Annotated in this window: 13 protein-coding genes; 5 read left to right on the top strand and 8 right to left on the bottom strand. The window is 63.7% G+C overall.

The window, feature by feature from the left end; genetic code table 11:
• Positions 1-45: 45 nt before the first annotated feature.
• The 3 genes from ACQP1G_RS35310 (at position 46) to ACQP1G_RS35300 (ending at position 1,140) form a co-directional block, all read left to right on the top strand.
• Positions 46-270, top strand: a complete 225-nt coding sequence (locus ACQP1G_RS35310; protein ID WP_433194011.1) for a hypothetical protein — start codon at positions 46-48, stop codon at positions 268-270.
• Positions 271-469: 199 nt separating this feature from the next.
• Positions 470-943: a hypothetical protein gene (locus tag ACQP1G_RS35305; protein WP_433194010.1), complete on the top strand. Its 474-nt coding sequence runs from the start codon at positions 470-472 to the stop codon at positions 941-943.
• Positions 943-1,140: a hypothetical protein gene (locus tag ACQP1G_RS35300; protein WP_433194009.1), complete on the top strand. Its 198-nt coding sequence runs from the start codon at positions 943-945 to the stop codon at positions 1,138-1,140. The genes ACQP1G_RS35305 and ACQP1G_RS35300 overlap by 1 nt, the downstream gene beginning before the upstream one ends.
• A 393-nt stretch (positions 1,141-1,533) precedes the next feature.
• On the opposite strand, the gene ACQP1G_RS35295 is transcribed toward ACQP1G_RS35300, so the two are convergent.
• Genes ACQP1G_RS35295 through ACQP1G_RS35285 form a run of 3 tightly spaced genes read right to left on the bottom strand, consistent with a single transcriptional unit; the run spans position 1,534 to position 4,337 of the window.
• Positions 1,534-1,974: an NUDIX hydrolase gene (locus ACQP1G_RS35295; protein WP_433194008.1), complete on the bottom strand. Its 441-nt coding sequence runs from the start codon at positions 1,972-1,974 to the stop codon at positions 1,534-1,536.
• A 6-nt stretch (positions 1,975-1,980) separates the two neighbouring features.
• Positions 1,981-3,285 (bottom strand): DegT/DnrJ/EryC1/StrS family aminotransferase, encoded by a 1,305-nt coding sequence (locus tag ACQP1G_RS35290; RefSeq protein ID WP_433194007.1) that lies wholly within the window; start codon positions 3,283-3,285, stop codon positions 1,981-1,983.
• A complete protein-coding gene (locus ACQP1G_RS35285; protein WP_433194006.1) occupies positions 3,231-4,337 on the bottom strand; it encodes a Gfo/Idh/MocA family protein in 1,107 nt (368 codons plus the stop codon). Before ACQP1G_RS35285 ends, ACQP1G_RS35290 begins: the two co-directional genes overlap by 55 nt.
• A gap of 177 nt (positions 4,338-4,514) precedes the next feature.
• Here ACQP1G_RS35285 and ACQP1G_RS35280 point away from each other — a divergent pair, with 177 nt between their 5' ends.
• Positions 4,515-5,822 carry an XRE family transcriptional regulator gene (locus tag ACQP1G_RS35280; RefSeq protein ID WP_433194005.1) on the top strand — a complete coding sequence of 436 codons (1,308 nt, stop codon included), beginning with the start codon at positions 4,515-4,517 and terminating at the stop codon, positions 5,820-5,822.
• Positions 5,819-6,700: a phosphotransferase enzyme family protein gene (locus ACQP1G_RS35275; protein WP_433194004.1), complete on the top strand. Its 882-nt coding sequence runs from the start codon at positions 5,819-5,821 to the stop codon at positions 6,698-6,700. The genes ACQP1G_RS35280 and ACQP1G_RS35275 overlap by 4 nt, the downstream gene beginning before the upstream one ends.
• Before the next feature lie 435 nt (positions 6,701-7,135).
• Here the strand turns inward: ACQP1G_RS35275 and mobF are convergent, their stop codons facing one another.
• The 5 genes from mobF to ACQP1G_RS35250 all read right to left on the bottom strand — a co-directional run bounded on the left by mobF (position 7,136) and on the right by ACQP1G_RS35250 (position 14,458).
• Positions 7,136-11,272 carry a MobF family relaxase gene (gene mobF, locus ACQP1G_RS35270; RefSeq protein ID WP_433194003.1) on the bottom strand — a complete coding sequence of 1,379 codons (4,137 nt, stop codon included), beginning with the start codon at positions 11,270-11,272 and terminating at the stop codon, positions 7,136-7,138.
• A gap of 277 nt (positions 11,273-11,549) precedes the next feature.
• On the bottom strand, positions 11,550-11,816 hold the full coding sequence (locus ACQP1G_RS35265) for a relaxase domain-containing protein (RefSeq protein WP_433194002.1): 267 nt from the start codon (positions 11,814-11,816) through the stop codon (positions 11,550-11,552).
• Between the two features lie 286 nt (positions 11,817-12,102).
• Positions 12,103-13,128, bottom strand: coding sequence for a hypothetical protein (locus ACQP1G_RS35260; RefSeq protein ID WP_433194001.1), 1,026 nt, complete (start codon positions 13,126-13,128; stop codon positions 12,103-12,105).
• Positions 13,129-13,565: 437 nt separating this feature from the next.
• Positions 13,566-13,916 (bottom strand): helix-turn-helix domain-containing protein, encoded by a 351-nt coding sequence (locus ACQP1G_RS35255; RefSeq protein ID WP_433194000.1) that lies wholly within the window; start codon positions 13,914-13,916, stop codon positions 13,566-13,568.
• Positions 13,913-14,458 (bottom strand): tyrosine-type recombinase/integrase, encoded by a 546-nt coding sequence (locus tag ACQP1G_RS35250; RefSeq protein ID WP_433193999.1) that lies wholly within the window; start codon positions 14,456-14,458, stop codon positions 13,913-13,915. The genes ACQP1G_RS35255 and ACQP1G_RS35250 overlap by 4 nt, the downstream gene beginning before the upstream one ends.
• Positions 14,459-14,576: the final 118 nt, after the last annotated feature.

The raw sequence follows: 14,576 nt of genomic DNA, 5'->3' as shown, positions 1-14,576 counted from the left end.
AGCCGGCCGGATGGTTCTAGCCGCGAACAGACTGCGGTGATTGTGGTGACGGCGCACCAGCGGAACATCCCACCACCGCCTCGCCGAATTCGCCACATCCACATCGAATCCGGCGCTCTCACCCTGGATTACAAAGCCAGCGCCGAGCAAGCACAAAACGTCGCTGACGAATTGGCGAGCAGCTTTCCGAAATTCGAGCTCGCCGTCACGGTCGACGACCACCTCAGCGCAGACATGCCTCCCCTCCCGTGCGCCGAACTCTGGGAGTAAGGCAGTCCCAGCCGACATCCCAAATCTTCGATACCAAACCCGAAGGGACACCGCAGTGCCGCCCGACCGTCCGCCGTCATTGCATTTCATTTTCGGGATCTCGCCAAGCGCACCAACTTTCTTCTCGTTTCCACCCGCCGAAGCGACACCTGACCAAGCACTGCCCGACTCCGGGCCGTTCCTCCGGGTTTTCGCAGGCGTGGACGAACCCACCGCAGTGCTAATGCGCTGTGCCCGTGAGTACATCGGGATCTGGCGCTACGTCTACGAACACGACCCCAACACCGGCGCTCCAGCCGAGGAGCACTTGTCACTGCTGACCCGGCTGATCGACTGTGAAGCAGGTGGGCACGTCAGCGGGATGACGGTCGAGGCAGGCGCGCCGACGAATCCGTCGTCCTATGGCGAGATGGTGGCTTGGCTTGCGTGGAAATACCTGCTCATGGTGACGCGGCAGGATCAGTCCGCTCATGCCGAACATGATGCAGCGGAGTTGAATCGACAAATCGAAGCGCTCGACCAGCTGGTCGCCGACGTGTGGGCTGGGCGGATGCGGTTGCCGGAGACAGCGGTGAATGGGTTTCCGCCGAGGTCAATTCGGCCACGGGGAACGACCACCACTGATGGTGGCGTACCGCAGGCGAACAGGCTGCACGACCGGTCGGATCGCTGATGGCAAACCCGCTCAACCACAGGACATTCGTTCAGGCCGACGGTGTGCTGGCCGAATACATGTGCCAAGTGCACCTGATGGAACTCACCCGCGAACGAGCTCACCAGCTCCTCAGAATCCACCGCTACCACCATCCGGATGACTGCGCGGTGCATGCGGAGGCGGCGTATCTGCTCGTATGCGAGGACGAATCCTGAACGATGCCAACGCTGCTTGTCGCCATCCCGTGGGGCGGTTCAGTCGTATTCACGGCTGTGTGCTTTCGGCTGGGCTACTGGTGGAAGACGACGGAGCTGCAGGGGGGCGGCACGCGGTGGGCAATATGCGCCGAGGCGAGACGATCCGTGGGGGTCCGACGAGAACGAGCTCGGCGATGACGCACCGAAGAGTGCAGCACCGCCGATGAGGCTGCGGCAGTGGTGGAGCGAAGATGACGACACCGAGGTGATGCCGGTGATCGAAGACTCCGGAGATGACCAGTAGCTCGGACATACGCCATCAACCAGACCCACTCCGTTGCAGGAGCGCGCTGTTGGCGTTGTGGAGACTCCAGTTTCGCACCTTTGCGCGGCTTAATTGCCTGTGTCCGTTCAGATCTCGCGGTATCGCGCGAGAATCTGCTTGACAGCATCGGTTACTGGTGGTTCTTCGACCAGGCTGGTCCATGTGTATGCGTCGTGTTCTGTCAGTTCCACGGGCTCGGCGCGCTCGACGTCGACGGTGAAGTTGAACTGGCGACTCTTTTTGCCGCTGCCGGATTGGTAGTCGAACTCGCCGAGGTAGTTCGTGATGGCGGTGACGTCGAGGCCGGTCTCTTCTTTGACTTCCCGGATCAGGGCTTGGTCGATGGCTTCGCCGGGGTCGACTTTGCCGCTGGGAAGTTCCCAGATCCCACCCATGAAGTCGTCGGCGGGGCGTTGCAGCAGTAGGACTTTGCCGCCGTGTTGGACGACTGCACCGACAACGAGTTGTTGCACCTCGTCCCGGTCGGCTTCGCGCGTCAACTTCTCCAGCAGTGTTGTCTCGATCATCGAGTTCTACCCTTTCAGGTCGGCGTGGTGGGTGATGACTTTGTAGAGGGCTTCGATGTAGCGGTCAACGAGCGGCAGGTCCTCGTCTCGATGCCAAACAGGGAGCTTGAGCGTGGTGTGGTGGAGCTCTTCGGCTCGTGGGTAATCGCCCGCAGCGTAGGCCAGTTTGCCGGTGAAGGCCGGAAACAGTGGACCTGGCTCCTGGAAGAGCGGCAGGAGGTTGAGTGGGCAGGTCGATCCGGGCCGGTCGAACTCGTGGCAGCCCTCGGCCTGCAGCGCGGCGTGGAAGCGTTCGACTGGCACGTCGTCGAAGAATTCGCTGTCGTAGAGGATGGTGAGTCCGTACCAGGCTGGTCGTGTGTGTGGTTCGTGCCAAGTGATGGTCAGTCCCGGTTCGCGCTGGAGTTCGTCGTGGATGTGCTCGGCGATGCGATGGCGCCCGGCGAGGTAGTCATCCAGATGTGAAAGTTGTTCCAGCGCAAGGGCTGCGGCCAGTGGGTGGATGCGATGTTTGAGTCCCATGCCTGTGACGGCGTAGCGACTGAGGTCTGAATGCGCTGGGATTTCGTTTCGGCAACGCCTGTTGTATTGGCCGTGCAGCAAGACGCGGTGATACACCTGCTCGTCGTCGGTGAGGATGAAGCCGCCTTCCCCGGCTGACAGCGGTTTTGGCCCGTTCATGCTGAAAGCGGCGGCTTGTCCGAACGTGCCGAGCTTCTTCTCACCGATGCTTGCCCCGTGAGCGTGGGAAGCGTCTTCGAGCAGTAGCAGGCCAAAAGCGTCTGCCACTGTTTTCAGGCGTCGAATTTGGGCGGGCATTCCCCACATATGGGTTACCACAATGGCTTTGGTGCGCTCGGTTATGCGTCGCGGCACGTCGATCGGATCGAGGTTGCCGTTGGTGTCGCAGTCGGCCAGGACGGGCGTGGCGCCTAAGTGCAGCAGTGGTGTGGCGGTGGCGAAGAAGGTATAGGCGGGCACGATCACCTCATCGCCGGGCCCGATGCCACAGGCGGCGTGCATCGAATACAGCGCAGCGGTGCCTGAGCTGGCGAGGATGGCGTAGCGGGCACCGAAGTAGTGCTGGAGTGCGTCTTCGAGTCGGGCGATGACACCGGAGCGGTCGTAGATCGAGATGCCCTCGTCGAGCTGATCGAGGATGGCGATGCTGGTTTCCTCGGTCAGTGGTGGCCATGAAAAGTGCGGTGCTGCTTCGGATATGACGGGCGGGCCGCCGAGCAGCGCCAGTGGTGAAGTCACAACAGCTCCTTCGGATTGACGTGGGAGTGGGTACGTGCGGCGTCGTAGCACGCGGCGACGAAGGCCATGTGAGCGAGGTTTTCGGCGGGACCGCTGAGGTTTGGTCGGGTGCCGTCGATGACGCGGTGGAAGTAGTCGATCTGGCAGGCCGCGGCCGAGGGCCAGGCTTGTTCACGATGCAGCGACTCGATGACCTCGCCGCTGTTGGTTAGCCGGCGGATACGGCCACGCTCCAGATGCACGACGCCGTCAGATCCGACGAGCCGGATCTCCTCGGTCTTCGGCCCGATGAACCGCGAAAGCAGCAACGAACCGTAGAGGCCGCTGTCATAGGAAAAGTGAACGAGCGCAGTGTCTTCGGCGTCGTAACGCCGGTCCGGTCGCGCACCGACCGACAGCTCGGCTGTGATGCTGTCGGGCAATCCGAAGTACCAGACAAGTAGGTCGATGAGGTGGTAGCCCATGTCGATCACGCATCCGCCGCCCGCCTTGGCGGTCTGCCCGCGCCAGCCCTCCGACGGGTCATCGACATGCACGGTGTAGCGGGCGTCGATCAGAAACGGTGTGCCGACCTGGTCGGCGAGCTGTGGGAAGCTCGAATAGATCGGATTGAATCGCCGTTGCAGCGTAACCATCAGCTCGATACCGGATCGATCGCACAACTGCGCCAGTTCAATGGCCTCGAAAAGATCGGTGGCGAACGGCTTCTCCTTGAGCACGTGCACCCGATGCTCCGCGGCACACTCGATCACCGCCCGACCGACATCGTGCGGCACGCAAACCACCACGAGGTCGAGCGCCTCGGCTTCGAACATTTCGCGGTAATCGGCGAAGCCGGGCACCTGATGCAATGTTTCCTGCTCACGCACGACATTCGCATCCTCATCACAGACGGCGGCCAGTTCAACGTGGTGCGAGGCTATGAGTGCTGGTAGATGATCATTGATTGCCTGGCGCCCGAGGCCCACGACACCGGCGCGCAGAGTTGTGCTGCGGTCAGCGACACGGCGCGATGTGCGCCACCCGGGTTCAACGTCTGGGCGGACGATACGCGACACCGGTGCCGCACCGAGAGCACCTCGGACCGATTCGCATGGTCTCATTGGATCCCCCAACTGATCACGTTGTGCTTGACGCCTCCGCCAGATCGGAGCCGTTATTCCAGCCTCACGCACGCGACGCTTCTAAAAGAGGGCAAGTTACGGGGCAGATAGTCTGCCCCGACTCAGCGTCGGTGCCGCTGGATAGACTGAGCTGCGACCGATACCAGCAAGGGACGCATGCAACCAAACGTGCAACTCCAGCAGCGACGGGAAGCCACACCGTCGCGGGTGACACCTGGTCAGGTAATGGGCCGCGCCGAGCTGGCCGAGGCCGTCAACACCTACATCTGGCGCCAGCACGGTCAGCGGCGCGAACTCGATGCCCACACCATCGCCCGCTACGAGCGCGGCACTGTCCGCTGGCCCAACGAGCTCTACCGGGAAGCCTTCCGCGCCATCCTGCACGCCACCGACAGTGAACTGGGCTTCGTACCGAATCGTCGGCGACGCGAAGCAGTGGCACAGCCAGACGGGTTGCTCGCGACAAACCTGTTCAGCCCTTTCGATCCAGGCATCGGTCCCGCCCACTATTTCGGACCTAACGCCGACGACAAGCCGATCCGCTGTGTCGGCACAACCGAGGTAATCGACGTCCAAACTGCCACGCGCACAATCGCTTCGGCGGAGAACCTACGTGGTGGCGGCTCGATCAGCCTTGTCGCGGGCAGACAACTTGGCCGCTTCGTCCGCCTACTCGATGGAAAAACGTCGCCAGGCACCCGCCGGGCCCTGCTCGAAGCGATCGGAAACTTCGGCAGCGTCGCTGGGTATGCCGCCTTCGACATCGGCGATCACGCGGCGGCGGAGCGAAGGTTCCGGCTCGCATTATGGTGCGCCGACACAGCCGGATCATGGGAACTGCGCGCCAGCACACTGGCCGACATGGCACGCAAGCTGGCGTATATCGGCAACCCTGATGGCGGATTGTCGCTCATCGAGCTGGCCCAAGTGCGATCCGACCGACTCTCCGCAACAACACGCGCCATGCTCAGCGCCTTGCGCGCCCAATACTTGGCCTCCATGGAACGACCTGACGAAGCGCTCTCCGAGGTAGCATGCGCCGACGAGTACTTTGCCCAGCGCAGCCCCGCCACCGACGCCCCCTGGCTGTGCTTCTACGACGAGGCCGAGCACCTCGGCAGCACCGGCAAGGCCCTGATCCCGATCGCGCGGACCCGCCACCGAATCGAGTTGGCAGCCTATAGGATTCGACAAGCCGTCGAACTTCAAGCCGCGGAATACCCCCGTTCCCAGACGTTCTCGCTCACCCGACTGGCTACCCTGACCATGCAGCTCGGCGACCCGAAAGAAGCAGTCGCCCTCGGAACCCGCGCCGCCACGCAGGCGATCCAATTCGATTCCCATCGCATCCACAAGGAACTGCAGCGATTGGCCGCTGCTTCGTCTCGTCACCGGCGAATGAGCGACGTCGTGGAACTGTGCGAGGTCATTACCCGCCGATCTGCGGCGAAAGCAGCGCTATGAACGCCACATCGTCATCCGAGGCAACACTGGCGAAGGCTGCCCGACAAGCTGGACTTGCCCTGAATGAGCCGAAGGTGATCCGCGAGGGATCCCACGCCATTTACCGCGTCGGTGACATCGTGGCGCGGATCGGGAGACCGGGCAGCCTGGAGAATGCTGAGCGCGAGTTGCGAGTGTCGCAGTGGCTCAACAGTTCTGGCATCCCGACCGTGGAGACGGTATCGGAACTGTCTCAACCGATCGTTGTCGACGACCGACCCGTCACCTGGTGGCGTCTCATCCCGGATCATCGGCCCGCCACCCCTGCCGAACTGGGAGCAATGCTGCGAGCACTGCATTCGTTGACACCACCGGCCGATTTTGCGCTGCCGAGTTACGACCCGTTCGGTGATCTTCGCGAACGATTGGTGACGGCGGGCACGGTGGACGACGATGGCCGAAGGTGGCTGCTGACGCGATACGACGAACTACACCAGCAATATGACGGGCTGCAGGATCCGTTACGGCTCGTGGTGATTCATGGTGATGCCTGGCAAGGCAACCTGGTCGTGCCGCCATCGGGCCCTCCCATCGTCCTGGATTTGGACAAGGTGTCGGTTGGCCGACCGGGATGGGATCTCATTCAACTCGCCGTCGACTACACCGACTTCGCGCGGATTCCCGCCGCTGACTACCTGTCGCTCGTGAACGCTTATGGCGGCCAGGACATCACAGATTGGTCGGACTTCAGACTCTTCGCCGATATCCAAGAGCTGCGTTGGGTGGGGTTCGCGTTAGAGCGAGCAGCAGCGAATGAGAGTGCGGCGCAACAAGCGAAGCATCGAATTGCTTGCGTGCGTGGGCAAATACCGAAACCGTGGGTATGGAAGGCACTCTAAGCCGGTGGCAGCATCGACGTCCCGGATAGCGGTTTCTGCTGACGCTGAACACGGCTTGGTAGGGCAGTGGATCGGGGCACTGGGCCAGGAGTTCTTTCAGGTACCGGTCCGTGCGGATGCGGTCCAAGCCCACAAGTAGGTCACCGGCGCGGCGCTGAGGCGAGGTCTGGGTCACCGGGCACTGTCAGCGCGGTGTACTGAGTTGTGTTGATCCGGTTGGAAGGGGCGCTTCGCTCTGCTGCGCCAGCACCAACATGATGTGAGGCGAGAGTTGAGCCGAGGCGCATCTACCGGAGAGCTGGCCAGCTCTACACGCGTTATTCGCCGAATGCGAATACGAACGCTGCTGGGGCCGAGGACCGTGCTGCTGGCCGACGGATGGCTGCAGGAATTCGCTGATAGCCGAACGGAATTCGATGTCGTAGGTGAACCGTTCTATAGGCCGAGATCGTTGTAGCCGAACGTCGGATCGATGACCGGGTCGAGCTCGTATTCCGGGGGATCTTCGGCGGCGTTGTCATTCTGGTGGCGGGTCCGGAAGGTGTCTTCGGCGTCGGCTTGTTCGGGTGTGAGTTGGGCGCGGCGTTGGTGTTCGTCGTTGAGGTAGGCCAATTCGTCTTGCAGCCAGGTGGTGGTGTCGACTGCTGTCGTGTCCGCGGATGCGGTGCCTGGTGCGGGTCCGTAGATGATGGCTTCGGTCTCGGCGAGGTCGATGCGCTGGCTGATGTCGGTGATGGCTTGGGCGAGTTGGTTGTCGGTGAGCATCTGCACAGGGTCGGCCACATCGAGGGGAATATCGGGGGGTGGTGTCGGTTGTGCGGCGCTGTCGCTGTGCGAGTGGTTGTGTGGTTCGGGTTCGGGGTGGTCCTCGGGTGGCTGCATGGTGGGCTCTGGGGAGGGGTGGGTGGGTTCGTGCAGGAGCGCGTCGATGCGCCTGGCCAAGGCACTGGCGTACTGGTCGGGGCGTCGGTTCGCGATGCCGTCGGGTTGAGCGGCGAGGATGAGTTCGTGTGCGGTGGTGAGGAGTTCGTGCGGTGTCCAGTCGGTGCCGGTGGCGCGGTCGATCGCCGCGACCAGGCGCGGCCAGGCCGGGTCGTCGATGACGCGGTGTGCGGTGTCGGCGCCGATGATCTGATGCAGTTCGTTGGTCCAATCGGGGGTGAGGTTGTCGGTGTCGGTGCCCTCGGCGGCGACGAGTTCGAGCTCGAGTCGTGACCACAGGGCCGCGGCGGGCATGTCATCGGGCAACGCTCGTAGTGCCGCAGCGTGGGTCAACCGGGCTTCGATGTCGATTCCGGATCGGTCGGCGACCTCGATCTTGTCGGCGAGGATCGGCCACCACGGATCGGTGAGAATGCGGGATTCGAGGCGTGTGATCAGCGGAGCCCACTTGTTGGCGGGCAGGTGGATATCCCCGAGGGCGTCGGTGACGCGGGCGTCGAGCAGTTGTTGGTGTTCGCGTTCGCCCATGGTGTAGCGGGCCGGTCCGGTGGGGCGCGGATCGCGGTCGTGGATGTGCAGGGAGGCCCGCCACACGGCGAGGTCTTCGAGCAGTAGTGGATCTGATCCGATGAGTGGGCGTGCCCAGTGCGGCGCGGACGCCGGCGTCCAGGTCTGAACGTCATCACGGATTTGGGCGGCCAGGTCGGCGACGATGCGCGCGCGGGCAGCGAGTTGGGTGGAGTCGAGTTCGGTGCGTAGCCCTCGGGGGATCCCGTAAGCCCATGGAAGGGGCGCGTCGGTGGTGGAGTGCGCGCCGGAGGGATCCAGACGCCAGTCCAGCACGGCGGCAACATCATCGGCGGTGTCGAGTTCGCGCGCGTTCGCGGCGGTGTGTAACGCGGTGATCGGGTCACGCCCGGACAGCGCGATCATCGCCAAGTGCTGACGCAGCACAGGGTAGGCGGGGCTGTCGGTCAGGTTCGGGCGCACCGCTTCGGCGAGGGCGTCGACGCGTTCGAGTGCATCGATACCGAGGGCGTTTTCGGCGGCGACACCGATCGCGTCGAGGTAGATGTCGAGTGCGCGTCCGATCCTCTGGTGCGGATCCAGGGCGTCGCGCAGCATGGTGTGCGCCGATTTTTGTGCGCCGTCGCGCCCGAAAATGCGCAGCAATACCTCGACAGCGGTGCGCGGAAACATCGCCGGTTCAGTCCAAAACGAGCCATCATTGCCGTCCAATGCGGTCGGTACGTAGACATGGTTGGCGTGGATTCCGCGGGTGAGTGCGACGTAAAGCTGTTGCAGGGATTCGCCTCCGGTGAGCGCGACATGGCACGAATCGGCGGTGATTCCTTGCGCGGAATCGATCGTTGTCGCATACCCGAGACGCACATGTGCGGCCACGTAATCAGCGGGAAGCCGCACGCTGTGACTGAGTTCGTTGTCCGAACGCAGATGTGTGGCGGTCAGACTTCCATCGCGGTGGACGGCGGTGACGGTCCAGGGATAGCCGTTGCGGACCCAATCGTTGGCACCGAGTCGTAGTCGTCGGTTGTTGCGGCGGGTGCGGATCGTGTCCCCGACCGAGGCGCGAAGACCGTCGGCCAGAGCAGTTTCCGCGCCGACCACGCCGCCGTTGCGGGTGATGCGGTCGGCGCGAGCGCGCGCGTTGAGTTCGGTGACGATGTCGTGGGTGGCGGCCAACATGATGGTGTTGTGACCGGCGAGGTGGTCGGTGATCCACGCGGTGTAGGCGTCGTCGTGGGTGGCGCCTTCGTGTCCGGCGTGGATGCGGCCGTTGTCCAGATACCAGCCCAGCGCTGCCGGGTCTCCCTCGCGTAGTTGCAGACTCGCGGTGGCTTCGGCGTTGGAGGCGAACCGTACGACGTGGGTGAGGGTCATGGTCGCTTCGGGTGCGGCCGTGTCCATGTCGGTGTCGGCGCCGCCGGCTTCGATTGATGCGAGCTGGTGTGGGTCGCCGATGCAGCGGATCGTGGCGCTGCGGTCATGCAGGAATCGCAGTAGGCGTAGGCGTTTGAGGTTGCCGATCTTGACGTGCTCGTCGACGATCACCAGCGTGTCGGGGTCGATGTCGAGGATCCATTGCGGCAGCGACGGCGGTATATCCCGGTCCAGCGCAGGGTTGTCCGGGCGCGGGGTGTGGCGGTCCAGGACGTCGAGGACCTTGTCGACGGTCTCCACCCGTGCGCCGATCGCTTTGCCCAACTCGGCGGCCGCGGACGCGGTCGGCGCCAACCCGAGGACCCGGCCGCCGCTGGTGTGCCAGGCGTCGGTGAGCACAGCCATCGCGGTGGTCTTGCCCGTTCCCGCCGGCGCGTTGGTGGTGCGTACCCGCAGAGGTGAGGTGGCGAACCCTCGGATCACGCTGATCTGCCCGGCATTGAGCGGGCATTCGGGATTCCGGGTGTTGTAGCGGCCCACGGCCGCGGTCACGAGATCCGGTGGGAGTTGGCGTGCGCCGGGCTGCAGCGACATCTCGATCAGTTGCTGTTCGACCGACAGCATCCGTGCCGAGGTGTAGATCTGTGCGCCGGAGGTGGTGTAGACGCTGGTGTCGTCGCGGCGACGCAACAGCTCTGGCACGGTGCGCAGTTCGGGTTCGTCGGTCAGATCGGGGTCACCGCGTGCGATCACATGCTCGGGGGAGAGTGTTTCGGCGAGGACTGCTTCGGTGGCCTGTTGCCAGTCCTGGCTGCGTATGTGTCCGCGGAGTTGGCGTTCGATTTCTGCACGCAGGTTGGTGGCTTGCCAGGTGGAGCGGTGCTCGGAAACCACCTCGATGACCCGCTGCGCAGTGTGGTTGATCCACCCGGCGGTCACCGCAACACGTTGGGGCCGTATGGGATTCAAGGCCGTGGCGATCATCTCCGAGAGTGCTTCGCGGCCGCCGAGCAGTGCCATCGCCTGTGAGCGCCAGGTGCTGCGCTGCTCGGCCAGTGACCGCAAATGGTGTTTGGGCGGTCGGGTTTCGAGGGTTGCCTGTTGGGCCAGGGCATACATTTCGGTGGGGGTCGGTTCGCGGTCGAACCGGTGTTGGAACCGTGCGGCGAGCTCCCCGACACGCTCTTTGATCGCGGCTTCGCGGCGTGACCAGGCGTGGATCAACTGGGTTGGGATGCCGACGATTTCGCGGATCGGACGCTTGGACGGATCAGATGTGGGGCGTTCGGCGAACTCGACACCCACCAGGTCTTCGAGGTGGTGTTCCAGGCGGGTGTTGTAGATCTCGGAGACGGTGACCACCGCCTTGTAGACCGCGGTCCCATCGTGAGTGCGCCATTTGCCGTCGTGGGTGCGGACCCGGTTGGCGATCAGGACGTGGGTGTGCAGGTCTGGGTCCCCGGCCCGGCTGTCGCGGTGGGTGAAACACGCGGCCACGATGCCCTGCACATCGACTTGGCGCACACCGTTGCGGCCGAGTCTGGTGAAGATCGCATGCTGTTCGAGCCAGCCGAGTGCGTCGCGCACCGCACGCTGATGCGCGAGCTCGACCTTCTCCGCAACAGCCTGTGGCGCGAGCGCCCACAACGCCGACACCGACTTCACCGGGGAGAAAGTGATGTCGAAACCCGCGACCGCGACCGTGTTCGGGCGCGAGTTTCTCGCCACCCACCCCGACAATTCCCGCTCATTCAGGGGCGCGCGATCATACTGTTCGCAGAACATATCGAACGCGACACGGGTACGAATCCGTGCACGTTCGTCATCGCTAATGGCGTCATGAGGGTCGAATCCGTGCTCTATATTGTGTCGCGTGAAAGCCTCCGCGCACCGTTTACGGAATTCGGAAACCTCCGCATAAACCCGAAAAGTGTTTCCTAAACGCGACGCACGATCGGCGGCTTGCGCCGCATCCTTCTGCTTGGCACCGAGACGTATCTGCTCGTCATAGGTAGCGTTTTCGATCGCGTCGGCGTTCGGGTGACGCCCCAGTCCGAAGGGATTTCATCTGTTCTTCCGTGACCTCCTCACCCGGTTGCAGGCCCAACGCGGCCAGGCCCGTGCCGTGCCAGCGGCCCGAAGCTTCCCCATGAGCGGAGTAATAATCGGCCAGGCTGGAACGGCCACGAGCCGACACATCATTCGCGGCGACATTGCGCAGATAATATTGATACCCATTGCCTGCCACGACTTTATGAATCGTCGCGGTCATATATCCATCAAGCACCCGACCGGCCATTAACGCCAGGGGTTGGATTTGACTATTTTTTCGTCAAATCAAGCAAAACCCCTGGTCGTTACCGAATCGCAACGGTGGAGGCTAACTAGGCAGCACGATCAGACCGTGTGGTCTTACCGCCTACGACGAAACTTGTCGTATCAACGATCCCCGGGTCGGCCGCAAGCGTGTCACCGAAACCACGCCGGATCGTCCACCTGGGAGACCGCCAGCTTGTCGCATTTGCGCTGACAGTCCGGAAAGTGTTGGTGGAGCGGGACTATCGCAACCCGAGACTATCGGCGCGCATGGCTGTGTAGTGTGCCCAGGTTTGAGCGGAGAGCGCGGCCCATCTGGCCGCGGTGGTTGGGGAAAGTCCGAGTAGCTCGGCCAGGACTGGGGTGGGCATGGCGGCTGCGAGGTGGAACAGGGCGGCTTTGCGGGCGTGGCCGGGCCGGATGCCTCGCGCGACGAGGTGGCCGCGAATGTTCTCTGTGACCAGGTGTTTTCCTGGGAGGCGGCCAGGGAAGAGCCAGCGGCCGTCGTTGGCGTAGGAGGCGGGCGTGCCGGTGGTCAGGTGCTCACGGATGAGTTGGTCGAGAGGTTCGGGCATTTCGATGGGAATGGTGTCGAAGGTGATGGTGACGGTGCCGTCGGGGTGGAGGACGGCCTGGTCGTGGTGCATTCGGGCGATGCGTGAGAGTGGCTGGGCGAACAGGAGCATGAACAGACCGGCGACGCGGGTGTAGAGCCGGATCGTGGTGTCGTGCAGCAGTGTTTCGACGTGCTGCCAGCGTTGTTCGTCGCCGAGTTCGACCTGTAAATCAGGCCGCTGCGGGACGGGAATCAACAGGTCGTTGGTGAGCTGGGTGTGGTTGGTCCAGTCGATAAACCGGGTCAGAGTGGTGCTGCGGCTGGGGTGCTGGGCCAGGTAGCGGTCGAGATCGGCCTGGGTCGTGTCGGCGAGTGCGCGGTGGTGCTGGTCGAGCCAGATGAGAAGGCGTAGAGCGGCGAGGAAATCGGCGCGAGCGTTCTGGACGGCGCCTCTGGTGATCTTGCCGCGTGCTTCAAGCAGTCGCAGACGTCGCAGGATATGCCAGCGGGCGAAGCGTTCGACCAGGTCGGCGTGGTGTTTGGGAAGTTCTGGCAGGAGGCTGCCGAGCCAGTGGGTGGTTCGTGCGACCAGTGGTTCGTAGGGTTCGAGAACGCCGGTGGCGGTGAGCAAGTCTCGGATGTAGTTGATGTTCCGGGTGCTGGGGAGGTCTTCGAAGGTGGTGTGGGCGATGGGCAGGTCTCCCAGCGCCATCGCTTGCAGGATCTCGGGGCAGCTGGATCGTTTGATGAGCCAGGTCAAAGTGGATTGCGGACGTCGACCGGCCATCCAGGCGTCGAAGACCGGCCGAAGACGCGGATGGACCCTGCCGCGGTGATCGGAGAGGAGTTCGGTGGCGCGTCGGGCCAGTGTGCAGCGGGCGCAGAGGCGACCGTAGGGGTTGTCCTCCCGACCGCATTGCGGGCAGGCGAAGATCGGTTCGTTGTCTGTGCATGCCGCGCATGCCGGTCGATGTTGTGCGTCGTGGAAGGCCAGTACTTTCGGTTCCGCGCAGCCGGGACAGGCTCTGACGTCTCGGCGAACTCGCAGATGGCAGGCATCGCAGATGGGTTCGCCGAGGACTTCGCGGGTGCGGTTGCAGGCCTGACCGCAGCGTGAACAGGTAGTGCGCGGCAGAGGAATCCGGTCCCTCACTCGGCGGGGTCGTGTGGCCGTCGGACAGTGGCCCGGATCGGACGTAGCTCCCCGATGCCCAGGCCTTCCTCGCTGCGGCCATCGGTTCCGGTGTCGGCCTGTTCGGCAGGTAGAACGATAGGCTCGAGCAGGTCGTTGGGTTGGCAGTTGAGGATGTCGCAGAGAGCCGCGAGCAGGTCGGTGTTGATCCGTTGCGGCGGGGTCGTGACCATCTTGTGGACGTATTGACGGGTCAGGCGGACCCCGCGCTCGGCCAGCAGAGGCACCAGATCGCTGGTTTGGAAGATTCCGCGGGTCGCCATGACCTGCCGCAGATGCCAGCGCATGACGACCCGTCGCGTGCTCACGAACTCTCCTTCGGTTCCCTCGGTCGAGGCGCGTGTGGGTAGACCCTGCTCAGCGCTGTTCGCAGGGTCTGTTTCTTGAAGTCGTTGCTGACCGAAGCGTAGATCGCGGTGGTGGACGCGTAGAGGTGTCCGACCTGTTCCTGGACGAATCGCTCCGGATAGCCGAACTCGATCAAGTGGGTCACGTAGGAGTGTCGCAGGCAGTGCAACGTCAATTCCGGGGACAACCCGGCGCCGGTGCGGATCCGGGAGAACCGCTTCTCGAAGAACGCGCCATCGATGCGGGTGAGGCGTTCGGTGACCCAAAGGGCCTGATGGTCACCGGGGTTGAGGATGGGGCGGGCCTGCTCGACCCACTGGCGCATCCCGGCTACGACCCAGTCGAACTCCGGCACCGTCACCACGGTGCGTCGCCGCGGTGCGCTGCCTCTTGTCGCCTTGCCGTAGCGCACGTGCAGCGACCCGTAGGTGCCCCACTCGGGCATGTGCGGGTTCGGTCGCAGGTCGACCACGTCCAAGCGGCAGAGTTCGTTGCGGCGCAATCCCTCTCCAGGGTTTCCTGACCTGTTGCAGGACGTTGCCCAACCGGGGTAGTCCCGCCGGTGCTTCGGCGATTCTCCGTGGGTGTGGTGCTCGTGGCTGGTAGTCGTATCGGGTTGC

The sequence above is a fragment of the Nocardia sp. CA-107356 genome, from assembly GCF_050946365.1.
GTDB lineage: Bacteria > Actinomycetota > Actinomycetes > Mycobacteriales > Mycobacteriaceae > Nocardia.
This window is presented reverse-complemented; position numbering and strand designations above follow the sequence as displayed.

Bases quoted from the DNA above. Each gene is read 5' to 3' on its own strand.
- ACQP1G_RS35295 (WP_433194008.1), bottom strand. From the start codon at position 1,974: ATGATCGAGACAACACTGCTGGAGAAGTTGACGCGCGAAGCCGACCGG.
- ACQP1G_RS35260 (WP_433194001.1), bottom strand. From the start codon at position 13,128: ATGGCGCTGGGAGACCTGCCCATCGCCCACACCACCTTCGAAGACCTC.
- ACQP1G_RS35275 (WP_433194004.1), top strand. From the start codon at position 5,819: ATGAACGCCACATCGTCATCCGAGGCAACACTGGCGAAGGCTGCCCGA.
- ACQP1G_RS35265 (WP_433194002.1), bottom strand. From the start codon at position 11,816: ATGACCGCGACGATTCATAAAGTCGTGGCAGGCAATGGGTATCAATAT.
- ACQP1G_RS35280 (WP_433194005.1), top strand. From the start codon at position 4,515: ATGCAACCAAACGTGCAACTCCAGCAGCGACGGGAAGCCACACCGTCG.
- ACQP1G_RS35300 (WP_433194009.1), top strand. From the start codon at position 943: ATGGCAAACCCGCTCAACCACAGGACATTCGTTCAGGCCGACGGTGTG.
- ACQP1G_RS35285 (WP_433194006.1), bottom strand. From the start codon at position 4,337: ATGAGACCATGCGAATCGGTCCGAGGTGCTCTCGGTGCGGCACCGGTG.